The 23,638-nt window shown below is 52.4% G+C and carries 19 protein-coding genes and 1 pseudogene; 10 read left to right on the forward strand and 10 right to left on the reverse strand.

Annotation, left to right across the window (positions count from 1 at the left end; genetic code table 11):
* Positions 1 to 302: 302 nt before the first annotated feature.
* The 8 genes from CKW20_RS21910 (at position 303) to CKW20_RS21945 (ending at position 10,202) form a co-directional block, all read left to right on the forward strand.
* Positions 303 to 839: a 2,4'-dihydroxyacetophenone dioxygenase family protein gene (locus tag CKW20_RS21910; protein ID WP_095054741.1), complete on the forward strand. Its 537-nt coding sequence runs from the start codon at positions 303 to 305 to the stop codon at positions 837 to 839.
* Between the two features lie 83 nt (positions 840 to 922).
* A complete protein-coding gene (locus tag CKW20_RS21915) occupies positions 923 to 1,849 on the forward strand; it encodes a LysR family transcriptional regulator (protein WP_095054742.1) in 927 nt (308 codons plus the stop codon).
* A gap of 391 nt (positions 1,850 to 2,240) precedes the next feature.
* A complete protein-coding gene (locus CKW20_RS21920; protein WP_095054743.1) occupies positions 2,241 to 3,629 on the forward strand; it encodes an MFS transporter in 1,389 nt (462 codons plus the stop codon).
* Positions 3,630 to 3,694: 65 nt separating this feature from the next.
* Positions 3,695 to 4,915: an alpha/beta fold hydrolase gene (locus CKW20_RS21925; protein ID WP_095054744.1), complete on the forward strand. Its 1,221-nt coding sequence runs from the start codon at positions 3,695 to 3,697 to the stop codon at positions 4,913 to 4,915.
* Between the two features lie 347 nt (positions 4,916 to 5,262).
* Positions 5,263 to 6,225, forward strand: a complete 963-nt coding sequence (locus tag CKW20_RS21930) for a 3-hydroxyacyl-CoA dehydrogenase (RefSeq protein WP_095054745.1) — start codon at positions 5,263 to 5,265, stop codon at positions 6,223 to 6,225.
* A gap of 50 nt (positions 6,226 to 6,275) precedes the next feature.
* Complete coding sequence (locus CKW20_RS21935) at positions 6,276 to 7,202, forward strand: 3-keto-5-aminohexanoate cleavage protein (RefSeq protein WP_095054746.1); 927 nt, start codon at positions 6,276 to 6,278, stop codon at positions 7,200 to 7,202.
* Positions 7,203 to 7,308: 106 nt separating this feature from the next.
* On the forward strand, positions 7,309 to 8,679 hold the full coding sequence (locus CKW20_RS21940; RefSeq protein ID WP_095054747.1) for an MFS transporter: 1,371 nt from the start codon (positions 7,309 to 7,311) through the stop codon (positions 8,677 to 8,679).
* Positions 8,676 to 10,202 (forward strand): UxaA family hydrolase, encoded by a 1,527-nt coding sequence (locus tag CKW20_RS21945; protein ID WP_095054748.1) that lies wholly within the window; start codon positions 8,676 to 8,678, stop codon positions 10,200 to 10,202. The genes CKW20_RS21940 and CKW20_RS21945 overlap by 4 nt, the downstream gene beginning before the upstream one ends.
* 64 nt (positions 10,203 to 10,266) lie before the next feature.
* On the opposite strand, the gene CKW20_RS21950 is transcribed toward CKW20_RS21945, so the two are convergent.
* From CKW20_RS21950 to CKW20_RS21965, 4 genes are all read right to left on the reverse strand, one after another.
* Positions 10,267 to 10,959, reverse strand: coding sequence for a GntR family transcriptional regulator (locus CKW20_RS21950; RefSeq protein WP_256585090.1), 693 nt, complete (start codon positions 10,957 to 10,959; stop codon positions 10,267 to 10,269).
* Between the two features lie 209 nt (positions 10,960 to 11,168).
* Positions 11,169 to 11,957 (reverse strand): SDR family oxidoreductase, encoded by a 789-nt coding sequence (locus tag CKW20_RS21955; RefSeq protein ID WP_095054749.1) that lies wholly within the window; start codon positions 11,955 to 11,957, stop codon positions 11,169 to 11,171.
* Between the two features lie 244 nt (positions 11,958 to 12,201).
* Positions 12,202 to 13,281, reverse strand: coding sequence for an alkene reductase (locus CKW20_RS21960; RefSeq protein WP_095054750.1), 1,080 nt, complete (start codon positions 13,279 to 13,281; stop codon positions 12,202 to 12,204).
* Positions 13,282 to 13,353: 72 nt separating this feature from the next.
* A complete protein-coding gene (locus CKW20_RS21965) occupies positions 13,354 to 14,193 on the reverse strand; it encodes a pirin family protein (protein WP_095054751.1) in 840 nt (279 codons plus the stop codon).
* A 238-nt stretch (positions 14,194 to 14,431) separates the two neighbouring features.
* Here CKW20_RS21965 and CKW20_RS21970 point away from each other — a divergent pair, with 238 nt between their 5' ends.
* Positions 14,432 to 15,349, forward strand: coding sequence for a LysR family transcriptional regulator (locus tag CKW20_RS21970; RefSeq protein ID WP_095054752.1), 918 nt, complete (start codon positions 14,432 to 14,434; stop codon positions 15,347 to 15,349).
* Positions 15,350 to 15,511: 162 nt separating this feature from the next.
* Positions 15,512 to 15,667: pseudogene (locus CKW20_RS21975) on the forward strand (histone-like nucleoid-structuring protein, MvaT/MvaU family); the annotation flags it as partial.
* 132 nt (positions 15,668 to 15,799) lie between these two features.
* On the opposite strand, the gene CKW20_RS21980 reads toward CKW20_RS21975, so the two are convergent.
* The 6 genes from CKW20_RS21980 to folD form a co-directional block, all read right to left on the reverse strand.
* A complete protein-coding gene (locus tag CKW20_RS21980) occupies positions 15,800 to 17,281 on the reverse strand; it encodes a PAS domain-containing methyl-accepting chemotaxis protein (RefSeq protein ID WP_371857445.1) in 1,482 nt (493 codons plus the stop codon).
* Between the two features lie 823 nt (positions 17,282 to 18,104).
* Positions 18,105 to 19,463, reverse strand: a complete 1,359-nt coding sequence (gene pabB, locus CKW20_RS21985) for an aminodeoxychorismate synthase component I (RefSeq protein ID WP_095054754.1) — start codon at positions 19,461 to 19,463, stop codon at positions 18,105 to 18,107.
* A gap of 34 nt (positions 19,464 to 19,497) precedes the next feature.
* Positions 19,498 to 20,070, reverse strand: coding sequence for a 2-amino-4-hydroxy-6-hydroxymethyldihydropteridine diphosphokinase (gene folK / locus CKW20_RS21990; RefSeq protein WP_095054755.1), 573 nt, complete (start codon positions 20,068 to 20,070; stop codon positions 19,498 to 19,500).
* A 105-nt stretch (positions 20,071 to 20,175) separates the two neighbouring features.
* Entirely contained in the window at positions 20,176 to 21,522 is a 1,347-nt protein-coding gene (locus CKW20_RS21995) for a gluconate:H+ symporter (RefSeq protein WP_095054756.1), read from the reverse strand.
* Positions 21,523 to 21,746: 224 nt separating this feature from the next.
* A complete protein-coding gene (purU, locus tag CKW20_RS22000; protein ID WP_095054757.1) occupies positions 21,747 to 22,640 on the reverse strand; it encodes a formyltetrahydrofolate deformylase in 894 nt (297 codons plus the stop codon).
* Between the two features lie 11 nt (positions 22,641 to 22,651).
* The gene (folD, locus tag CKW20_RS22005) at positions 22,652 to 23,554 is read right to left on the reverse strand and encodes a bifunctional methylenetetrahydrofolate dehydrogenase/methenyltetrahydrofolate cyclohydrolase FolD (RefSeq protein WP_095054758.1); all 903 of its coding nucleotides are present in this window, start codon (positions 23,552 to 23,554) and stop codon (positions 22,652 to 22,654) included.
* Between the last annotated feature and the right edge of the window lie 84 nt (positions 23,555 to 23,638).

Genomic DNA, 23,638 nt, shown 5'->3' on the forward strand with positions numbered 1-23,638 from the left:
TGAACAGGTCTGCATGGTAGTGAAGGTACTAGGGAAAATGTGTCCCCTCTGTTGGGGACGCAATCCGCTAATGGACGCTAACCGCTAATTGAAATATTTGATGGGGACGGTGACTTGAACCGTTCGCAGCATGAGCTTGGGCTGCGTCGTTGCTTGCTGTGGGATGAGCCAAACGCGCTGTGACGAGTAGTCACAGATGGTGTGAATTTCTGAGTATTCTCCTGCGCGAGAGCATCACCTAATCTCACTCAGCGATTGAAATCCTGGCTCGCTCGCCAGTCACACGTTGAGAGAAATACATAATGAATACGCCCGTTAAACCTGATGAACTCGCTATTCCTTACGCATTGCCACAGGTGCCTTTCATGTCTCCAGACATGGTGCATCCAGGCGTAATGACCACTTGGCTCGAAGACGACAATCTCTGGGTGCCTGTCACCAAGTCAGTTTCTTTCAAACCACTGCTTCTGAGCGTTAGCGGTGGCTACTATATAAACCTGCTACGAGTGCGGCAGAGTGGGGTGTTATCACGCCACCGCCATACGGGTGCAGTGCATGCGATCGTGTTGAAGGGGCGCTGGTACTACCTCGAACATGACTGGGTCGCTGACGAAGGCTCCTTCGCGTTCGAGCCGCCAGGAGAGACTCACACTCTGTTCGTTCCTGAAGACGTCGAAGAAATGATCACCTGGTTCCACGTTCAGGGTGGCTACACTTACGTCGACCCACAGGGTGTCGCGGTTGGCTATGAAGACGTTTTCACCAAGCTAGAAGCTGCCCGCAGCCATTACAAGACGCTGGGTTTGCCGGACGATTATATCGAGCAATTTATCCGCTGATTTTGTGGCAAAAAAAACGCGCTACGGCGCGTTTTTTTGTGTAAATAAACAAGTGAACTCAGTTGGGTAAGGAGCGTGCCAATATGGATCAATACTCTCAAATGCTAGCTTTCATCTGGTCGACGGAATGCGGAAGTTTTTCTGCCGCCGCCAGGGCGCACGAGATGACTCCGTCGGCCATCAGCAAATTGATAGCGCGGCTAGAAGATCGGCTTCGGGTTCGGCTTTTCCAGAGGGGTTCCCGAGTCCTCACTCTGACGGAGGAGGGGGCTGCTTACCTGCGCAGTGCGAAAGCTGTGGTTGAGGCGATGAGTGAAGCTGACTCTCTGGCAGAAGGGCTTCCTTCAAGGGTCAGTGGCACGCTTCGCATCCACACGATGACCTCTTTTGCGAAGCAGCAAATCGTGCCTTGGTTGCCAGAATTCCTCGACACTTATCCCGGTCTTGATGTCGAGATTCAGTTAGGCGCCCAGTTCGTTGACCAGTTCGAGCAAGGGTTGGACATAGCAATTCACAGTGGGATTCTTCCGAGTTCATCCAGAATTGCAAAGAAAATCGGCGAGTGTGAATGGTTACTATGTGCTTCGCCTGAATACCTCGAAAAGTATGGAACGCCGCTGCAGCCGAAAGACCTGATGAACCATCGTTGCTTTATTTTCAGTTTCGTCAGTCCCTGGAACAAATGGGCGTTTATCCAGGATGGTCTGGGCGTCACGACCCCTGTGAAGCCGAGGGGCTCGTTTACTCAAGGCGAGTTGCTAAGAGACATGGCCAAGTCAGGCGCGGGCATAGTCCGACTTGCAGATTTTCACATTGGGAAAGATATCCAGGAAGGCTCGCTTGTGCTCCTTCTTGATGAGTTTAAAGCGGAGATCCTAGAGCCTATTTATCTGCTCTACTCAGATCGTAAGCATCTGAGCCCTCGCATCAGAGTTTTCATCGAGTTTTTCCAGCAAAAATGGATTGATCATCCATGGAAGGTCGTGAGAGGACTACCCGAAGCGCCTTGATAGCCACTACGGCACCTCCACTAATTTTCATTTTACCCCTGGGCCAATCCGCAACTTTGGCTCCTAGGCTCAGTGAGCCCTGATCCTACTCGTTGGTAACTTCCCGCCTGCCCTGTACTCGACAGATCATTCTCAGTTTGAAACCAAGTCCCCCGAAATTTCCTGGACGAGTGCTTCGGCGGGGCTCCTCTCGTTTTGTGCCACTGACCTGTTCCTACCGTTCACAGCAGGTGTGCTCGGCTAGCTATATTCAACCCTAAAATTGACCCATAACCTCTGTCCATGGTGAGCAGTACGACAAGTGCTGATTCATCTCAGATGCTGGGGTCGCAAGTGTGCAAAACACGAATCCCCAGCCGGAGAATAAAAATAAACACCCGGAGATATCCCCATGGGATTTGCTCAAGACAAAATCGAAGTGTTACCTGCGATTCAGCGCGTGCCGAAAGGGGCAGGTGTAGCCTCATGGGGAGCGATGGCTCTTCTATGGCTCGTCTATGCCATGGATGCCAACTCCCGCCAGATGTTTTTCATGGTCTTGCCTTCCATCACCAGCGAGTTCAAAACAAGCGCAGAGCTGACCGGATTGCTTGCTGCCTTCATCACGATCGCGACGTCGTTGATAGCAGTGCCTTGCATGATTTGGGCGGATAAAGGTGGCCAAGGATGGATGCGAAAATATCGCCACCTGCCAATCGTGATTGCTTACACGCTATTCACCTTTCTGACCGGCCTCAATTTCTTGACCGGCTCGCTGGGAGTGCTTGTCGCGCTGCAAGTGATGTCTCACGCATTTGGTGGTGCCGGCGAAGCCATCGAAGTCACCTCCTTGTCTGAGTGGTGGTCGAAAGAGCGACGTGGCTTCGCATTGGGGCTTCATCACACTGGATATCCTTGGGGCACATTGATCGGCGGCCTGGCGATCAGTGCACTGCTTAATGCTTACGGCCCAGAAAACTGGCGCTTGGCCTTTCTGCTATTTCCCGTGCCGATGATCATCATCTTCTCGATCTACTGGTGGTTCAGTACGAAGAAGCGATACGAGTCATTTGTTGAACACGCTCAAGCTGTAGGCGAAACGCCTCCGGCGTTGGAAGTGGCCCAAGGCGTTGTTGAAGTACCCAAAGGCGCTTTCAAATCGGCGATGAAAAATCCAAACATCAGCACCATTGCATTGATCTCGATGTTTGCGATTGTGGGCTACTTCGGCATCAGCTTCTGGCTGCCTCAGTATCTGGCCTTTGTTGCTCATTACAACTTCGCGGAGGCTGCTGCTTACTCGGTGCTCTTCACCATCACCGGCGGCATCGGCCAGATCGTTTGGGGATGGATTTCAGACCGAGCTGGCCGAAAACTTTGCCTTGTGCTTGTTTTCGCGTGGCTTGCGGTGGGCATGTACCTCTTCAAATACTCATCAGTCAGCCTGACCTGGCTGATCGCGATTCAATTGTTTGCTGGGTTCGCAATGAACGCGCCCTACACGTTGCTGTATGCCATTGCGTTCGATTCTGCAAAGCAAGGCACGACTGGCCTTGCAGGCTCAATCGTCAACGTCGGTATTTACGCCGGTGGCTTCGGGCCTTTCGTGATCGGGATGTTCATCGGCGCTGGTGGTGGCTTTGAGCAGGCTGCTGGCTACAACTACGCGCTCTACTTTATCTCCGGCCTCATGGTACTAGCGGCCATCATCACCATTTTCTTCACACGTGAAACTACCGGCTGGTTCCTTAAGTACGACAAGGCGTTGGTCTCGAAGCACTCTTGCAACATGGGTTTGTAACAAACCTGTTGCACCTGCACTTACAAGAAAATCCCCTTGGGGATAGCTAAAGCTAGGAGAAAGTCATGACCCTTATTAATGATGCCAAATGGTTGAGCCAATTCGCCGACGAGTTAAACGGTGATGCTGATTGGACTGCCGCTGCTCGCTATTTCGATGGGCGCATTCAATTCAAGCACAGCACAGGCTTTTCAACGCTTGCGGTTCTCGCCGGTAAAGTCGTTGCGGTTTATCCGGAAGGAAGCCCTTTGGGCGCGGATATCATCGTGTCTGGTTCTGATGATGAGTGGCAACGTGTTCTTGATGGAAAGATCGACTGGTTTGAAGCGTTGTCCCCAGGGTTGGGCAAGCTTGAGCTTGAGGGCAACGTAGTCGCCGCATGGCAGTACGTTGATGTGATGGCCCGCGCGTTTGACGCAATGAAGCGTGTAGGGAAAGCCGATAAAACCCCTTCAGTCTCCTATTCTCCCGGGCCGAAACCGTCGGGCAAAGAGACGGTCGGACGCTACATCACCGTGGATGGAATTCGCGTTTACTACGAAGAAGCAGGGGAGGGGCGTCCGCTCGTTTGTTTCCATGCGGCGTCGCAAGATTCTCTAATGTACAGGCACGTACTGGACGGTCTCTCAGATGAGTTCCGCGTCATTGCAGTTGACGCCCCTGGGCACAGCAAATCAGAGCTGCCCGAATCAGGCCCATTCCACAGCCTCACTCGCCATGCGGAGTTCAACGAACATCTTATGGAGGCCCTGGGACTTGAGAGGCCTGCCATCATGGGGTGCTCGATGGGCGGCAATCTGGTGCTGGAATTGGGGGCACGTCGACCCGATGCGTACAGTGCGATCATTTCAGCCGAGGGGGCAGATTTCACCCCAACGGTTTCGGAGTTCTTCCTCGATATGTTGCTCATGAATGGGCCAGAGATCATCGGTGCCTGGTCTCGTTCGATGACGGGCAATCGCACTCCACCAGATCGCGCTAGGGAGGTGGTGTGGCAGATCTCGCGCACCACGCCGCAGGTGATGAAAGGTGACCTGACAGGTTATGCAAACTTTGATCAGCGGCAACAAGTTGGAAAGATCAAAGCGCCTGTTCTACTTCTGCGCGGTGATGCGGATTGGTTGGTGTACCAAGAGAAGGTTGAGGAAACAGCGTCTCGCATTCCCGGCAGTAAGATCGCCGTGCTCGCAGGTACTGGCCACTATCCAATGACTGAAAACCCGTTGGAGTTCTGTGACACGGTACGCGCGTTCCTTCGTGAAGCGGGTCACGGCCACGCAGGCTGAAAGATGTGATTGAAGAGCCCGCTCGGCAGGCGGGCTTTTCTGCGTTTATTTAACGCGAAGGTTCAATCCCGAAAAAGTCTTTTCCTTTTCCTTTTCCTTTTCCTTTTCAATTTCAGCTCAACACACCTGAAGCGCGCCTACCCGCTGAGGCTCATGCCATCTGCAGGTGCTATCTCGACCCTCGAATCCCTTGCATAGCCGATCGTCAGACAATCAAAATTATTATCTTGTGATCTGTGATCACAGTGGATAGGATCTGTCTCAGAGCGAACATCTGAGCGTCAGCATTGTTCACCAACCGCTCAAACGATTACTCCTAAACATAAATACAAAATTTGGAGAACATCATGCGAAGTACAACTCCATCTGCGACCGAGCGTGGCCCCATTGCAATCGTTGGCGCGGGCCTGATTGGGAGAGCTTGGGCGATTGTTTTTGCTCGGGCAGGACATCCGGTGCGTCTACACGACATGGATCTGCAGACAATGCAGAACAGCCATGCCTACATCGAAGCGAGACTTAACGAGCTCGCAGAATTCGATCTTCTCAATGACGCCCCCCTCACCGTACTTGCACGCATTACGTGCGTTCCCGACTTGGCTGAAGCGCTACGTGATGTAGTGCTCGTACAGGAAAACGTTCGGGAAACGGTGGAGGCGAAAATCGACATCTTTAGTCGAATGGATGCGTTGGCGCCCAAGGACGCGATTCTCGCCAGTTCAACTTCATGGTTACCGGCCTCTGAGTTCACTAAGGATCTTTCAGGTCGGGGACGCTGCGTAGTTGCGCACCCTACCAACCCACCTTACTTAGTTCCGCTTGTGGAGCTGTGCCCTGCGCCGTGGACAGACTCTGAAGTGATGATTCGAGCACATGAGATCTACACCGCAGCAGGGCAGAGCCCTGTCGTTCTATCCCGAGAGATCCACGGCTTCTTGTTGAACCGAGTCCAAGCCGCAGTCCTCAACGAATGCTTCAAATTGCATGAGGAAGGCTTTGCTAGCTCGGAGGATATTGATCGGGTGCTTAAAGATGGGCTCGCCCTTCGCTGGTCATTTATGGGCCCCTTCGAAACTATCGATCTCAACGCCCCTACCGGCGTATCTGACTATGCCAAACGCTACGGTCAGCAAAATCGCGAAACGATCAATTCCGAAAATGCTTTTGACTGGTCGGAATCAGCGGTTGCTCGAGTACATGACGAGCGTCGCCAAAAACTTGAGCTCGAAGGAATTGCATTGCGTTCCGCCTGGCGTGACCGCCGCCTGATGGCCCTCGCTGCTCATAAGCGTCAAGCCCCAAATTCCTGACGGCATCACTTCATCCTGAACACCAAAATAAAAGTAACCAGGAGATCACCATGGCTCGTAAAGTCATCATCACTTGCGCGGTCACCGGCGCAATTCATACACCTTCTATGTCCGCTTACCTGCCGGTAACACCGGGTCAAATTGCGGAAGCTGCGATTGGTGCTGCACAGGCGGGTGCCTCAATAGTTCACCTGCATGCGCGTAATCCAGTTGATGGGAGTCCCTCTCAGGATCCTGAATTGTTTAAGCAGTTTTTGCCTGCTATCAAAGAGGCGAGCGATGTGGTGATCAACCTGACTACAGGTGGCGCACCGACAATGTCTCTTGAAGATCGACTTCGTCCAGCACATCAATTCAAACCGGAAGTGGCCTCATTGAACATGGGCACGATGAACATGGGTCTTTACCCAATGCTCAATCGGTTTAAAGAGTTCAAACACGCTTGGGAGGAACCATACCTCGCCGGCAGCCATGATCGCATTTTCAAAAACACATTTTCCGACATAGCCCACATCCTCGAGTCATGCAGTGAGAACGGTACCCGTTTTGAAATCGAATGCTATGACATTGGGCATCTCTACACCGCTGCACATTTCATTGATCGTGGCCTCATAAAACCCCCATTTTTGATCCAATCGGTCTTCGGTATTTTGGGCGGTATCGGCGGTCACCCTGAGGACGTACTTCATATGCGGCGCACAGCTGATCGTCTCTTTGGGGATGACTATCAGTGGTCGGTTCTTCCAGCAGGAAAGCAGCAGATGAGCATTGGTGCTCAATCAGCCACGCTTGGAGGACACGTGCGTGTAGGTCTTGAAGACTCGCTTTGGGACGGGCCAGGCCAATTGGCAAAAAGCAACGCCGATCAAGTCTTGCGCATGCGCAAAATTCTCGAAGGGCTTTCACTTGAAGTGGCGACACCAGCTGATGCCAGGGAAATCCTGAAGCTCAAAGGTGGCGATAACGTCAACTTCTAAGCGCGGGTACTCACACCTTTAAGTTTAGCTAGAGGAAATGAATTGCTAAAGGTCGCCTCACAAAACCGGCGCCCTAGCAATCTATCCTTATGAGGAGACCTGAATCATGTTCGCTACGACCCATACAAAAACACAAAAGGGACAGTCGCTGAACGCTTTAATGTTTCGCAAGTTAATGCCGATGTTGGTGTTTGCTTACGTCATCAGCTTTCTGGACAGAACAAATATTTCACTTGCCAAAACCCACATGGCAGTCGACTTGGGTATTTCTGCTGCTGCCTACGGTTTTGGTGCAGGGCTCTTCTTCCTCACCTATGCACTCATGGAAGTACCCAGCAACCTGATCATGCACAGAGTGGGTGCCCGACTCTGGATCACCAGGATCATGATCACGTGGGGGTTATTGTCTGCCGGTATGGCCTTCATTACCGATGAGACTACGTTTTACATTGCCCGCGCGCTACTGGGCGCAGCTGAAGCCGGATTGTTCCCAGGTGTAATGCTCTATTTAACCTATTGGTTTGGTCGTGAGCAAAGAGCACGAGCCAGCGGTTATTTTCTAATCGGGGTCTGTCTCGCGAACATCATCAGCGGCCCGGTTGGCGGTTTGTTGTTACAGATGGATGGAATCTTGGGTTGGCACGGCTGGCAGTGGCTCTTCTTCTTGGAGGGCATTCCAGCTGTTCTATTCTCCGTCGTGATTTGGCGAAAGCTTCCGGACGGCCCATCTACTGCAAGTTGGCTGTCAAAGGAACAAGCAACTAAAGTAGAGCAAAGCCTGAAAAAAGAACATGATGAAGAAATCGCTTCGGGTAACGTTGGTCATTCTTTTAAAGGTGTTCTTAAAATTCCTCAAATTTGGCTTGCCATCGCGGTGTACTTTCTCCATCAAATTAGTGTGTATTCGGTAATTTTCTTCTTGCCGGGCATCATCGGTACCTACGGAGGCTTGTCATCCTTACAAATAGGATTGTTAAACTCAATCCCATGGATAGCTGCAGCACTTGGCGCAGCGTTTCTTCCAAAATATGCAACTACTCCAAAAATTTCGCGAAAAATAATGTTCGGGGGGCTGCTCCTGATGTCGGCTGGATTGACCCTCGCGGCATTTACCACTCCGTTAATCGCACTAATAGGATTCACTCTGACGGCATCAATGTTTTTTGTTGTTCAGCCTGTGATATTTCTCTTTGCCAGTTCAAGGCTAGCGGGAGCAGGTATGGCGGCGGGTCTAGCGTTAGTGAACACCTTTGGTATTACTGGTGGCTTCTTCGGGCCTTCGTTGCTGGGCTTCGTAGAGCAAACAACTGGGAGTACGAAGAATGGTCTTATTATTGTTGCTGCTCTTTTGACGCTCGCCGCGTTTTTGAGTTTAAAGTTGCGTCAGGCACAGGAAACGATCACTACAACAACTCGGGGCAACATTGTATTGCCCCAAGCCGTGCCGTGTATTACTGATAATGGGAGGACAAAATGAAGAGCACATCCCTAGCACTTAAACTACATCCTGATGACAATGTTGCAATCGCGCGCGCTCCTATATCTCAAGGGACAGTTGTCACCGAGTTCGGCAATATCGTGGTGCTCGCCGATGTGCCCGCAGCGCACAAGATTGCCCTGGCGCATGTGAACGCAGGCGAAGCTGTCCTGCGTTATGGGCAAATTATCGGCTTTGCCACGCAAGCCATCGAACCAGGCGATTACGTGCATACGCACAATCTCGAGATGGCGACGTTCGAGCGGGACTACGCGTTCGGCGAGGACGCCAAAATCGCTTCGCCTGCCGCCGCTCCCATCACGTTTCAAGGGTTCGTCCGGGCGGACGGTCGGGTTGCCACGCGAAACTACATCGGTGTCGTGAGCACAGTGAACTGCTCCGCGACAGTGACCAAAATGGTGGTTGAACACTTCTCGCGAAACGGTGTGCTGGATGCTTACCCAAACGTGGACGGTGTGGTGCCGATCACCCACAGCTTCGGTTGCTGCATAGAGCACAATGGCGAGGGGGTGAACCAACTGCGGCGCACGCTAGGCGGGTTCATCAAGCACGCCAACTTCGCTGGCGTGGTGGTCATCGGCCTTGGCTGTGAAGCCAATCAGATGGGCGCGCTGTTCATGGCCCAGGGCATCGAGACCGGCAAGCTTATCGCTCCCGTGGTCATCCAAGACGTTGGCGGAACCCGCAACGCAGCGGATGCCGCCATTGCCGCCGTGGAATCGATGCTGCCGGTTGCCAACGAGTGCCGACGCGAGCCGGTCTCGGCCCGGCACCTGACCGTGGCGCTCCAGTGCGGCGGTTCGGACGGGTACTCGGGCATCACGGCCAACCCCGCCCTCGGTGTGGCTGTCGATATGCTCGTAGCGCAAGGTGGAACGGCCATCCTTAGCGAAACGCCGGAGATCTACGGCGCTGAACACCTGCTGACTCGTCGCGCGGCAACCCGTGAGGTCGGCCAGGGTATCGTCGACCTTATCAAATGGTGGGAAAGCTACGCAGACCGCGAAAAAGGCAGCATCGACAATAACCCCACTCCTGGCAACAAGGCTGGCGGCTTAACGACCATTCTTGAAAAGTCTCTAGGCGCAGTTGCCAAAAGTGGTTCCTCAGCACTCATGGGCGTTTATCGTTACGCCGAGCCCATTACAGTCCGAGGCTTGGTGTTCATGGATGCGCCTGGCTATGACCCGATGGGAGCCACCGGCCAAATCGCCAGCGGCGCAAACCTCGTTGCGTTCACCACCGGACGCGGCTCGTGCTATGGCGCCAAACCTGCTCCTTCGATCAAGCTTGCGACGAATACCAAAATGTACACTCGCATGAAGGATGATATGGACATCAACTGCGGGGATGTCATGGATGGCGATGCCACCCTTGAATCAAAGGGTAAAGAGATTTTCGACATGCTCATACGAGTGGCTTCTGGGGAAAAATCTAAAAGCGAGGCGTTGGGCGTTGGCAATGAAGAAACAGTGCCTTGGATGATCGGCGCTCAAATGTAATAAGCGAGCAAAAAAAGAGGCGCCCTGATATCAGGGCGCCTCTTTTTAAAACTTGTTGGTGAAATTAATCAGCTTCGACAGGCTTGTGCGCATCGGCAACGATCAGCGCCCCTGTATTCAGGATAAACTCGGCAGCACTTTTGATGTCATCTTGCAGTGATTCACAGGCGGCAACGGGGTCACCCTTCTTTAAAGCATCAACCATCGCTGCGTGATGACTGGCTTGCACTCGCTGAACCACACGCTCAGTGCCAGATCGTAGGTCATAGTTGATGATAGGCCCTATTCTCAACCACAGGGACTCAACTATCTGGAGCAGGATGGGCATGTCCGCCTGATTATAAATTGCGAAATGCAATTCTTTGTTTAGCGTAATTAGCCGTGACTCATCGGGAGCGCCTTTTGCAAACTCCGCGCAAAATGCCTCGTGTATCTTTTCTATCTCAGCCAGCGCCTGGGAATCAACAAGCTCCGCAGCACGAGCTGCAGCTTGCCCCTCCAGATTCAACCGGATACTGGTGATTTCCCGGAACTGGCTGACCGTCAGTACAGGAACGCGAATATATCGATTAGCCGCCATTTCAAGCGCTTGCTCAGCGACCAACCTGTGAACCGCTTCTCGCACTGGCATGACGCTAACACCTAGAGCGTCCGCGATAGATCTGAGGGAGAGCTTTTCCCCAGGCATAACGCGTCCACTTATCAGCAGATCACGCAGCTGGGCATAAACGTCCGCACTGAGGGTCTGGCGGATCATGGGCGTTACGAGTGTGGATAGGTTCATGGCGAGAATTATAGGCATGTTCGATCAGCCGGCATAGAAAAATGAGGCATCTGTGATCACGGATGCGCCGGTTAAATAGATCGAAATGGCGGAATTGAGGGAAAACGAGTTCTCTAGGTGCACATGTACAACAACCATCTCGCCACCAAGGTTGATGGCGAGACGTTTTAGATCTGATTTAATCAGAGATACTCGACATTGCCGTCGATACTGATTGCTTGGCCTGTCACATTGTGAGCGGCAGGAGAGCAAAGAAATAAGGCCATTGCTGCCACGTCTTCGGCTGGAGTCATCCGGCGCAATGAGATTTTCTTCAACGTTTGTTGACGCATCTCCGGCTCTGAAATGCCTAACTGTTTGGCGCGATCACTGATGACGCGATCCTGGCGAGGGCCCTCGACGATGCCTGGCAGCAGTGCGTTGACTCGAATGTCTTTTTCGCCCAACTCGGCTGCCAATGACTTCATAAGACCTACGATCGCCCACTTGGTCGCGGCGTATGGAGTTCGCCAGGCATAACCTAAGCGCCCCGCGACGGATGAAATGTGAATGATGTGTGCGTGTTCTGACTTCGTTAGGAGGGGGACAGCATGATGAGCGAAGCGATACTGCGCATTGAGATTGATGTCTATTGTCTGTTCCCATTCGGCATCGCTGATTTTGTCGATTCCGCCGGTCGGCCCTGCTATGCCTGCATTGTTGATAAGTACATCGAGCCCATCCACCCACTCCTGTTGTACCTCGAAGACTCGCTTAATTTGAGCAGAGTCGGAGACGTCAGCCAATGTGGCCAAAGCCTCAGGATAGCGCTCACGAAATTGTGCGATCGCCTGCTCACTTACATCACAGACATGGACTCTTGCCCCAATTTCGAGATATGCAGCCGCGATCGATTCTCCAATGCCTGCTGCCCCACCAGAAATCAAAACCCTCAATCCGGTATAGGGTGTCAGCCGCTTCATCACGTTCATAGCTAATGCGTCCTGTCTTATTTTTGTTCATGAGTTCTTCCTTGGCTACGGCGCGCATAGACAAGAAAATCTCATCAAGTGATATGTGATCACAGTTTGTTTGTCAAGACAGGATTGCCGCAGATTTGCAGGTGGATACCGGAGTGGGTGCAGACGCCTACTCCGGTTCGGCATTGCTACCTGCGGCCCGATTACTCTGCGAGAGGCAGCCGGCGGCGACTACGCTTGCCGCAGCACTTCATCGCTATAGGATCTGGGCCATGGTCGGGTAATCCGTATATCCGTGCTCCTCACCCTGGTAGAAGGTGGTCGGGTCTGCGTCATTCAGTGCGACACCCTGTTCGAATCGCTCTACCAGATCCGGGTTGGCCAGGAACGCAGTGCCAAAGGACACCAGATCAGCATTTCCTTCTCGGAGCGACGTTTCTGCGCGTTCCGCGTCATAGCCGCCATTGGCGATGTAGGTGCCTCCGAAACGACGCTTTAGTTCTCTGAAGTCGAATGAACCCGCACCGACTTCTACTACGTGAATGTAGGCTAGCCCGTAGTGACTGAGCATTTTCGCTGCATAGTTGAATGTCGCTCGGGGATCGCTGTCGCTCATGGAGAAGTAATTAAAGATTGGCGACAGGCGAACGCCCACGCGGCTAGCCCCGAATACTTCGATGACCGACTCCACAACCTCCTTAAGAAACCGAGCGCGATTTTCTGCAGAGCCGCCGTATGAATCGGTTCGGGTGTTGGTGCCATCGCGCAGGAACTGATCGATCAAGTAACCGTTCGCACCATGTATTTCCACACCGTCAAAACCTGCACGCTTCGCGTTTTCAGCACCTTGGCGAAAATCTGCGATCACGCCAGGAATTTCATCCAGACTCAGAGCACGTGGTGACTCGTAAGGCTTCAGTCCTTCAGGCGTGTAGATCTCGCCATCAGCCTTGATCGCTGAGGGGGCTACCGGCAGCTGATTATCGAGCTGTACTAGGGAGTGTGACAGGCGCCCAACGTGCCAGAGCTGGAGAAATATCCGTCCGCCTTCTGCATGCACGGCGTCGGTCACGTGTTTCCAGCCGACGATTTGCTCGCTGGTGAAGATGCCCGGTGTTCTCATATAGCCTTTGCCTTGAGCGGAGACCTGAGAACCCTCAGTAATGATGAGGCCGGCGCTTGCACGTTGACGGTAATACTCGACCACTGTGGAAGTTGGAACATCGCCTTGGCCAGCCCGGCTTCGCGTCAGCGGCGCCATCACCATGTGATTTTTCAGGGGGAGGTTGGCGATTTGAGTGGGGGACAAAAGAAGGTTGAGATTGCTCGCTGTCATGACGTGCCTCAGTATGATTTGGGGTGTTGGATAGTTATCGTCGAGATGATTTTCACGCCGGGTTGAGCGGCGCTAGTTGAGCCGTCCTTGCTGCCGCAGCCGTGTGCCAATCCGCTGTATTTCCGTTTCGCCCTGCGCCAGAGCTGCCTTGCTCGTGTGAACCGAGTAGTGACCCGTTACCAGGTCGTACGGATGCTTTACCGCCGAGCCCATCACGAAAGAGCAATCGCCTTTCGCGATGAAGTTGATGTGGTGCTCTGACTCTTCGAACACGGCTAATTCGCCGGCATTGATCAACCCTCCTGCGTCCAGACTTCCTGAACTAACCGCGAGCCAGGCAATGTTGTGAGCGGACGGTGGGGTGTAACGCCAGTGCTCACCGTCTTTTAAACTCACGGCGAGATAGTTCATTGCACTCGGTGCTTCGATCAGGCTTTGTGCTGCCCCGTAACGTCCCAGTAGCACCCGTGCTGGGCCCACTTGTGGAACTTGCGACGGCGCAAGGTAGACACTCATTGCGGGCGAGTTTTCAAGCGGCGGCGGCAATGCCACCCAGAGCTGGAATCCCTGTATTGCGGACTCGCTTGCTAGCGTAGCGTCGTGCCACACCCCATTGCCGGCCTGCATCCACTCAACACCACCCGCAAGCAGTAAACCGGTCGCCCCGGTGGTGTCCTCATAAGAGACATCCCCTTTTGTCATGAAGGTAACCGTTGCGATTCCTGAGTGCGGATGCATGCCGAAACTCGACTTACCACCACTGGCGTTCAGGCTGAAAATGTCCAGGAAAATAAACGGCTTCAACAGCTCGCCTAGATCACCTGGACTCATAAGCCTCGTTATGGGGCCGTGTGTGCTTCCTTCAGTACGATGGACAATGGCGCGTGGTCGAACTACTACGGTGGCGGTCATATGTTTTCTCTTTGTTCTCCCTTGCCGACAGACGATGTCGTCGAGCGGAGTTCCGGCTGCCTGGACTAGATGTGGATGAACTCAGTGATGCCGAAAAGTCTGGACGGTGAGCCCGTAGGAGATTCCGGCAACTGAAGGTCAGCTGCAGCAATGACTGAAGGATATGCGTCTATTGATTGCTTTATTAGATGGCATAATTGGATTGAACTGATCCATTTTTGGAGTGGGTGGCAGCAAGATGATCGATCTGAATGACGTCGCATTGTTTGTAAAAGTGGTGCGCAGCGGTAGTTTCGCTGAAGCAGCACGGCAGCTTGGAATGCCCTCAAACACCTTAAGCCGGCGGGTTCAACAGCTTGAGGCTCAACTCGGTACGAGGCTGCTGCAGCGCTCCACGCGCAAGCTCACACTCACCCAGTCCGGCGAGGCTTTTCACGAGCGCTGCTGTGGAGCAGTGGAAGGTCTGATTGACGCTGGTGAGCAGCTGATGACCGGAAACCAAGAGCCGAGTGGCAATGTGCGCATTGCGGCAATGGCTGATTTCTTCGATTTCTTTCCTATGGAATGGGTGGCCGATTTTCTTGACGCGAATCCGCGGGTACAAGTCGACTTCGTGCTGAGTGATGCACGCGCCGATTTGATCGCTGATCGCATCGATATTGCATTTCGAGGTGGGGCGTTGCAGGACTCAGGATACGTCGGTCGCCAACTCCTTGGAGCTGGTAACGAAGGTCTGGTGGCCAGCCCGAATTACCTTAAAAAAAGAGGCGTTCCTACTAAGCTTGGAGATCTGGTCAAACATGACTGTGTGAGCTTTGGCCATCCTAGCGGTTTCACCACCTGGGTTCTTCATGGGCCAAACGATGCGGCGGAAGAGGTTCGGGTCACTAGCCGTTTCAATGGAAACACCGCCCAAGCTTTGCGCAAGGCGACGTTGGCTGGGCTAGGAATTGCCTTGCTGCCGCCCGCCATGACTAAGTCTGATCTTCAGACGGGGCGCCTTGTGTCTGTGCTTCCGCAGTACCATAGAACCGGGTACGGCCTGCATGTGCTTTACCCAAGTCGGCAACACCTACCGCTAGCTGTATCTGCTTTCATTGGTTTGGTTATGGAGAAATTAGAGGGGCAAGAATTCCCTGCAACTACTCTTTCCTGATCCATGCATTGTCGAAATATCGACAATTCGGTCGTGCTCGGAATAGAGGAGGGTAGCGCTATAGTGGGAGCCTGGCACTTCGTTGTTTGAGGATTCATTCCCTGACCAAACATTCGAATGGTTACCTTCAAAGCCCGAATCGTGCCTTGATGCATAAACATTTCGTCGCGCGGCAGTCGCAAGCCTCGTCAGTTGAAGGTCTACAAAAAAACGCACACCGGCGAAGTCGTCGAAACCAAAGGCGGCAACCACAAAACGCTGAAGGAATGGAAAGCCGAATACGGCTCCGACACCGTAGAGTCTTGGCTGGCCAAGTGATTTTTGTTTGAGTACAAAAGGGCCTGAGAAGGCCCTTAATTAGTTGGCGAGGAAGAGGGCACGAACTAGAAAGCAGTGCGTTTACTTTGGCGGCCCAGGCAATGACAACGCCGATGGTTCAGCGCGTTGGGACTATCGATTAAAGCGCTCGACCAACGAATATTGAGTTGCAGCTGTCTTGGTCAACTCCTTGCTTAGTTCTGCTGAGTGATGAGCTTGCTCCGATGTCTGATCCGCCAGGTGGGCAATGGTGGTGATGTTACGGCTGATTTCCTCGGCGACGGCGGTTTGTTCTTCAGTGGCGGCCGCAATCTGCGTGGTCATATCAGTGATGTTGGCTACGGCTTCACTAATTCCTACCAACGCCTTGTCTGCTTCAAGTACCCACGCCACACCTTCTTCAGCTTGACGATGACCGGTTTCCATTGTCTGCACGGCATTGTTAGAGGAGGTCTGAAGCTTGGTGATCAGGTCATGGATCTGCTTAGTGGACTCAGACGTGCGCTGCGCCAACTGGCGTACCTCGTCGGCCACCACGGCGAAGCCTCGACCCATATCGCCAGCGCGCGCGGCCTCGATCGCGGCATTCAGTGCAAGTAGATTGGTTTGATCGGCAATACCTTTGATTACGTCGACCACTGTTCCGATTTCATTGCTGTCCTTGGCCAACTGCGCGACGGTCTCCCCAGTCTCGCCCACCACAGCAGAGAGGCGCTGGATCGCTTTGCGGGTATCTCGGGCCACGTCGCGTCCGCGCCCGGTCAGCAGGTTAGCCTCCTGGGTGGCGTCAGCGGTGCGCTGGACATGGCTCGCGACTTCTTGTGTGGTCGCCGCCATCTGATTGACCGCAGCGGACACTTGCTCGGTCTCGACGCGCTGGCGATCAAGTCCTTTCGAGCTGTCGGAGGCTAGTATGTCGGATCTCCCGGCCAGCCCGCTGAGTTGCTCAGCGGTGTCTTGCAGGCGTGTAAGACAGGTCTGTAGACGCGCAGCCTGGCTCACAAAGGCTGTTTCCAAACGCGCTTGAGCCCCGTGCTCATCACTGTACATCTGTGCAATAAGTTGATCAGAAGTAGAGGGCTCAGCCATCTGCAACAGGCGCATTGTTCCTTGCTTTTGCCAACGAGAGGTCATCAGTCCGAGCGGAACGGATATGCCTACTGTGGCGACAATAGCCACGGATGCGTTGAGAAGTAGGCCACTCAAAGTGCCCGCCAGGCCCATGACAAGGTACGGCAGGCAGTCCAGCAGGGCAGGCAGCCACTTGTCTCGAGTGGGAATGGCAGGTTTTCCCTGACTGATGCGCCTGTAGAGGGATTCCGCGCGTCGGATCTGCTCAGTGGTCGGTTTGACTCTGACCGATTCAAAGCCAACCATTTGGCTGCCTTCAAAAATTGGTGTTACGTAAGCGTTGACCCAGTAGTGATCGCCATTCCTAGAACGGTTTTTGACAATCCCCATCCACGGGTTGCCTTGCTTAAGAGCGCTCCACATATGGGCAAAGACTGCGGATGGGACGTCAGGATGGCGGACGATGTTTTGAGGGGCGCCAATCAGATCGTTTCGGTCGAAACCGCTGATCTCGACGAAGGCGTCATTGCAATAAGTAATCACTCCTCGAGCATCTGTTGTTGAGATGAGTTTCTGTTGAGGTGCTAGCGCAATTTCGTGCTGCGTTACTGGTTGATTGTTTCTCATTACTACTGCTCCTTGTGTCCTATTAAAAAGCCATCGGCAGATACTAGAAAAAGGTTAGTAGGTATTTCAAAAAAAACCTTTAATAACAACAGGTTGTGTTATGTTTCTTTGGTGTTGATTGGATCCGGTTAGGGTCTTTTCTATATTTTTGAAAATTAGATAAACAGCTTTCTGAGTGCAGACGTTATCTTGGGCACTCTAGAAGTCCGTAACGAACCAGCGCCCCAGGCTGTGGAAGCACGAGCGGATTGGCCATTTCGCAAACTTCATCACCTCACCGTTAGGCTATTTCGAGGGTTTAGACACCCTGAGCCTTTTGAGCTACACAAGCGGATTGTCATGTTCTACGGCCCGAATGGCAGTGGAAAACCAACCTGTGCGAAGCGTTGGAATTTGCCTTGCTTGGTGCTATGGACGAAGGGGATATCAAGCGAATTTCAGCTGACCGCTACCTGTCAAACTCACACGAGGGCCGCTTCGCCCGACCAGTTTTGAAGGCTAGCAAGTACCGGTAATGGCTGACGCGGATGCCTACCGTTTTTGCTTCGTCGAAAAGAATCGTATAGACGCATTTTCTCGCATAACTGTGAAGCCAGCAGGTCAGAAAACTGAGCTGATAGTCGCGCTCTTTGGCATGGATCAGTTCAATGATTTCGTTGGGCACTTCAACGATTCAATGAAAGGCTAGCTAACGTTGCTTCTGGTCGCAGGCTTGGTCATTGAGTATGGCCCGTTGTCCTCAATCATTTATGAAGAAATGCCGTTCAAGGCAATCCATCAAGTTTGTCACCTTAGTAAGCGACTCCTGATACTCGCTGCCAGCCTCCGAATCCGCAATAATTCCACCCCCTCCCCAGCACGTTAGAAGACCGTCTTTGGCGAGCAGTGTCCGAATCGCGATGGAGCTATCCATTTCCCCCCTGGTATCGATATACAAGAGAGACCCGCAATAAATCCCACGTTGAGAAGCCTCCAGCTCATCAATGATCTGCATTGATCGGAGCTTCGGTGCGCCGGTGATTGAGCCACCTGGAAAGGCATCCATCAGCACGTCGAGAACGTCTTTACCTTCTGCAATCTCACCTCGAATGGTACTCACCAAGTGGTGGACGTTTGGATAGCTTTCAATCGTGAATAGCTCAGGCACTGTTACTGAGCCATACCTGCAGTTCTTGCCTAGATCGTTTCTGAGCAGGTCGACGATCATAAGATTTTCTGCACGGTCTTTGGGGCTGTTCAGAAGCGCTTGAGCATTTGACGTGTCTTCCGACTTTGTGCGGCCCCGAGGGGCTGTGCCCTTGATCGGACGAGTCTCTAGCGATCTTTGCTCACACCTAATAAACCGCTCTGGAGAGAAGCTCATGATGGAATTCACAGCGTCCAGACTTACAAAGCCACCAAATGGTGTTGCACAGGAATTCCTAAGGGTTTCATAGGCTGCCCAGGTATCCCCTAAACACTCAGTTTGAAAGCGTTGAGTGAAATTCACCTGGTAGCAGTCACCCGCTTGGATGTAGGCAAGTATTTTACTCAGGGCCTTTTTGTAGTCGTCATAATCTATGTCTTTGGCAAATTTCTTAGAAAGTGCGAAGGCTTGGTTTTGACGGTGTTGAGGTACTGCGGATTCAAATAGGTTGATGATTCGCTCTTGTTCTTCTTGGCTGGCCGTAGGGTGGAAAACGAGCTGACTCGTCCTTTCGATGTGATCGGAAGTGAGCGACCAGGTGTACAAACCTATTCCTGCATGAGGGAGTTTGAGGTTATCGGCAGGCGGATGCTCAAGCCTGAAATTTCTTCGCGCCAAGTCGTAGGAAAAATAGCCTATCAAGCCCCCAGCAAAAGGCAGACTTGGCGACAGCTCTGCCGGCCCTAATTGCCTCAGTGCGGATCGTAGTCTGTCGGCAAACGAGGTCAATGATTCGCCATGTGTTGGCTGAAGGTGCCTTGTAGGCCAGGCGCTCATGAGGTCATAACGACCTCGTTGCGATGTCGGTCTTCCTGAGTCAAGAAGGATTGCCCCGGAAGCGTGCCTGATGAGAGAGAAATAGATCGTAGGGTCGGCGAAGTAAGGTATGGCGTGTATGTGGCAGCTAACCATGCCGCACTCCGTTGAAATTTACTTTGTAAGAGGCTTAGCTGGCCAACTGATTGGCAGGCCGCTGTATTGCTTTACTTTGTCCAGCGGAGAGGTTCGACCCGACGAGCTGGAAGGGGGGAATACCGAACGGGTAGCGAACTGGCATCAATTCTGGGCCAGGTCTGAGCTTTAGCCACAGCTCTGCCAAGGAGACTTCACACCCAGGTGGATGCAGCTTAGGTGCAAGTAGCTGCAGCGGGTAGAGCACGAATGAGCGGGTCAGAATTTCGGCTCTAGGCAGCTGGATGCCGTCAATATCGCCAGTCAGGCCGTCAAAGAGGAGTAGATCAATATCGAGAGCGATCAACCGCTGCATCCCGCTTCTACGGCCATGTAGGTGCTCTATTCCTTTGAGCCATGCGACGAGCTCTCGCAAGCTCAGATCAGTGGTCGCAGACATGACCAGGTTGAAAAAGGGCGGGTGATCTCCATCTAGGGAGATGCTTTCGTAGACGGGTGAACAACGGATATTTTCCAGATGCTCTTCCAGCATTGTAAGAGCGATCTCAATGTGCCTCTCACGCTCAACATTGCTGCCCAGGCCGAGATAGATTTTGTGATTTTTCATGGGGCCTGACTCGCAGATCTTAAACCTATTTGATGACGTAATTCCTTGTGACATCAAATAGGCGATAGTAATGGCGCCTTCAATGGCATGACCTTCAGTATGACTTCAACTGATGGTGTAATTTAGTAGTAGAGTCGCCAAGAGAGCGACGATGGAGGCTACTACAGTCCCTCCTGTGAACTTCTTCAATGCATCTGAGAGGGATACATTTAAGTATTCCTTCACGACCCAGAAAGCAGAGTCGGTGACATGTGCCCAGCCGATGGAGCCGGCACCGATGGCGATAACGAGAATCTCGGGCTTCAGGTGAGGGTCGGCAGCCAACATTGGGTGAATCATTCCAGCGGCGCTTACCATTGCTACGGTCGCCGAGCCGACTGCAAAGTGCATCAGCCACGCAACAAACCAGGCAAGGACAATCAAATTAATATCAGATCCTGCGAGAAGCCCGGAGATAGCTTTACCCACCCCACTTTCGATCAGAACAGCATTGAATGCACCGCCCGCACCGATAACAAAAATAATATTGGCTAAGGCTGGAAAGCTACGCTGAGTCAGTTCCAATAGCTCGATCATGGTGCGACGTTGACGTAAGCCAAGCGACCAGTAGGCAAAGCCCACAGAAATCATCAGCGCGATTAAAGGGTTTCCAACGAACTGTGCGGCTAACTTTATCCACATACCATCAGGGAGGCTTGCGGTAGCCGTTTTAAAAACCATGAGGATGAGGGGTAAGCCAATGGTCAGTAATGTAATCCCGAAACCTGGCAGTGTTCGCGCCGCACCAACGCTTTCTCCTTGAACTTTCAGGAATACTTGCTGACTTGCTGAGGCTTCTCGCCCACAGTAAAGGTTTACCCAAATAGGCCCTGCAACAATGATTGTCGGAATGCCAACCAAAAGGCCGTAGATAATCACAGTCCCAACATCAGCCCCCATCATCACAGTAATAGCCATCGCGGCTGGGTGCGGAGGAAGAATGCAGTGGATGGTCATCAAGGAAATGGCGAGAGGAATTCCCAAAAACAAGGTGTTTATCTTTGTTTCCCGCGCTACGACATAGACAAGTGGAATCAGGAGAACAAAGCCGACTTCGAAAAATACTGGGATTCCTGCGATGGCCCCAACAATAGCCATTACCCAATGGGCTCGTTTGGAACCTAAGTTATCGAGTAACGTTTTAGCGAGTCGTTCAGCTCCACCGGACTCCTCTAGAATTTTACCAAGTATGCCTCCGAGGCCTATTATCGCAATTAGGAAACCCAGTGTTACGCCGATACCTGATTCAAGTGTGCTAATAATTTTTGGAACAGGCATCCCCGCACCAAATCCGACCACGAAGCAAGCGATCACGAGTGCTATGAAGGCGTGAAGCCTGACCTTCATAATCAAAATAATAATTAAAGCAATAGACGCAAATAGTACCCCTAACAACCATGTAGATTCTTGCATTGGTATGCCTCGCACCTTGTTTTTATTAGCGTAGCGTTGAGCGGAATGATAATTAAAGTGCCGAAGCTTTAAGTCGTTTTCATGGTTTTTTGATTTAAGGTTGATCAGATTTTTACATGAGTGCGCCCCCCTCAGAAGAACTCCCAAGGGGGGGTGCTTTCGTATTAAAGATTTGGCCAAGCGTCCGAGACTTTATGGTCTGGATGTTGGCCAAAGCACGCGCATCAGCCGATAGTCTCAGACGAATACGAATCTGGCGAAGGCGGAAACACAATCGTCTTAGTGTCGTTTAGAAAAACCCGGCCATGCACATAGGCATGAATCGCGCGTGCCAGCACTTGGCTTTCAACATCACGTCCCAACGATACGTAATCTTCTGGGCTCTGAGCGTGAGTAATGCGAACGATATCCTGCTCGATGATCGGGCCTTCATCCAAGTCAGCTGTAACGAAGTGTGAGGTTGCACCAATCAGTTTCACTCCACGATCAAAAGCCTGCTTGTATGGGCTACCACCTTTGAAAGATGGCAGGAACGAGTGGTGGATATTGATGATCCGGCCCGACATCTGTTGGCACATTTCATCAGAGAGGATCTGCATGTAGCGAGCTAGAACGATGAGCTCTGCGCCGGTTTGGCGAACGATGCGCATCTGCTCTGCTTCAGCCTCTGCCTTGTTTTCCTTGGTTACCTTGATGAGGTGATAAGGAATGCCATGGCCTTCTACTACTTTTTGGAAGTCCAAGTGGTTCGAGATGACGCCAACGATGTCGATTGGCAGGGCACCGATGCTCCAGCGATAGAGCAGGTCGTTCAAGCAATGGCCGAAACGCGACACCATCAAAATGACTTTGCGTTTGGTACGCTCATCAAAGAATTCGTAATCCATCTTGTATTTCTCTACAAGTGGTTGGAATTCTCTTTCTAGATCCTGCAGTGAGCAACCTTCCTCAGAGCGGAAGGTAATGCGCATGAAGTAGTGATTGGTGCTCTCATCGTCAAATTGGGCGCTGTCACGAATATTGCAACCATGCCCAGACAAGAAAGCAGTAATATCAGCGGTTACGCCCCGGATCGAAGGACAGGTAACACGAAGTACGTTATTTTTAGCCTTGTTCATCTGAGATCACCTTAAACGGCAACTACTGCCTGATGGGTAACAATGTGGTGCTGGCGCTTGAATGCTGTGACGGTATTGGCCAGCAAACATGCGATCGTCATTGGGCCAACGCCACCTGGAACTGGTGTGATTGCCGAGGCATGCCCTGCTTCTTCGAATGCAACATCACCAACAATCCGGGATCGCCCGTCGCGATCAATTCGGTTGATACCGACATCGATAACGACCGCGCCTGGTTTGATCCAGTCACCCTTCACCATCTCTGGGCGGCCTACAGCGACAACCAAAATGTCTGCCGTGCGGCAGAGCGCGGGTACGTCTTGGGTTTTCGAATGCGCCACTGTGACAGTGCAGTTCTCGCCCATCAGTAGCTGTGCCATGGGCTTGCCGACAATATTGGATTTACCGACGACCACGGCGTTAAGTCCTGCGAGGTTGCCGAGTCGATCTTTGAGCATCATCAAACAACCGAGGGGAGTGCACGGGACTAGGGCATCTTGACCGGTCGCGAGACGGCCAGCGTTCAAGATGTGGAAGCCGTCAACGTCTTTGTCCGGATCAATGACGTTAATAACGGCATTTGTGTTCAGGTGTGCAGGCAGGGGAAGCTGCACCAAAATGCCATTTACTTCCGAAGCAGCATTTAGCTTTTCAAGCAACGCCATCAACTCGTTCTGAGTTGTTTCGGCTGGAAGTCGGTATACAAATGACTCCATGCCAATTGCAAGAGTTTGCCGGTGTTTAGCACCTACATATACACCGCTGGCTGGATCCTCACCCACAAGGACAACTGCCAAGCCGGGTGTAAGGCCGGTTCTCGATTTAATATCTGCGACGTCAACCGTGAGCTTCTCAACGAGATCAGCTGCGAAGCCTTTCCCGTCGATACGGTCGGCCAGGAATGGTTTATTCATGAAGCTTTACCTCAACATCAAAAACTGGCGTGGTTATAGTTTTTTGACGCAAGCTAGAGTGAATGGAGTATGAAATTCATACCC

Source organism: Pseudomonas sp. Irchel s3b2, assembly GCF_900187445.1.
GTDB lineage: Bacteria > Pseudomonadota > Gammaproteobacteria > Pseudomonadales > Pseudomonadaceae > Aquipseudomonas.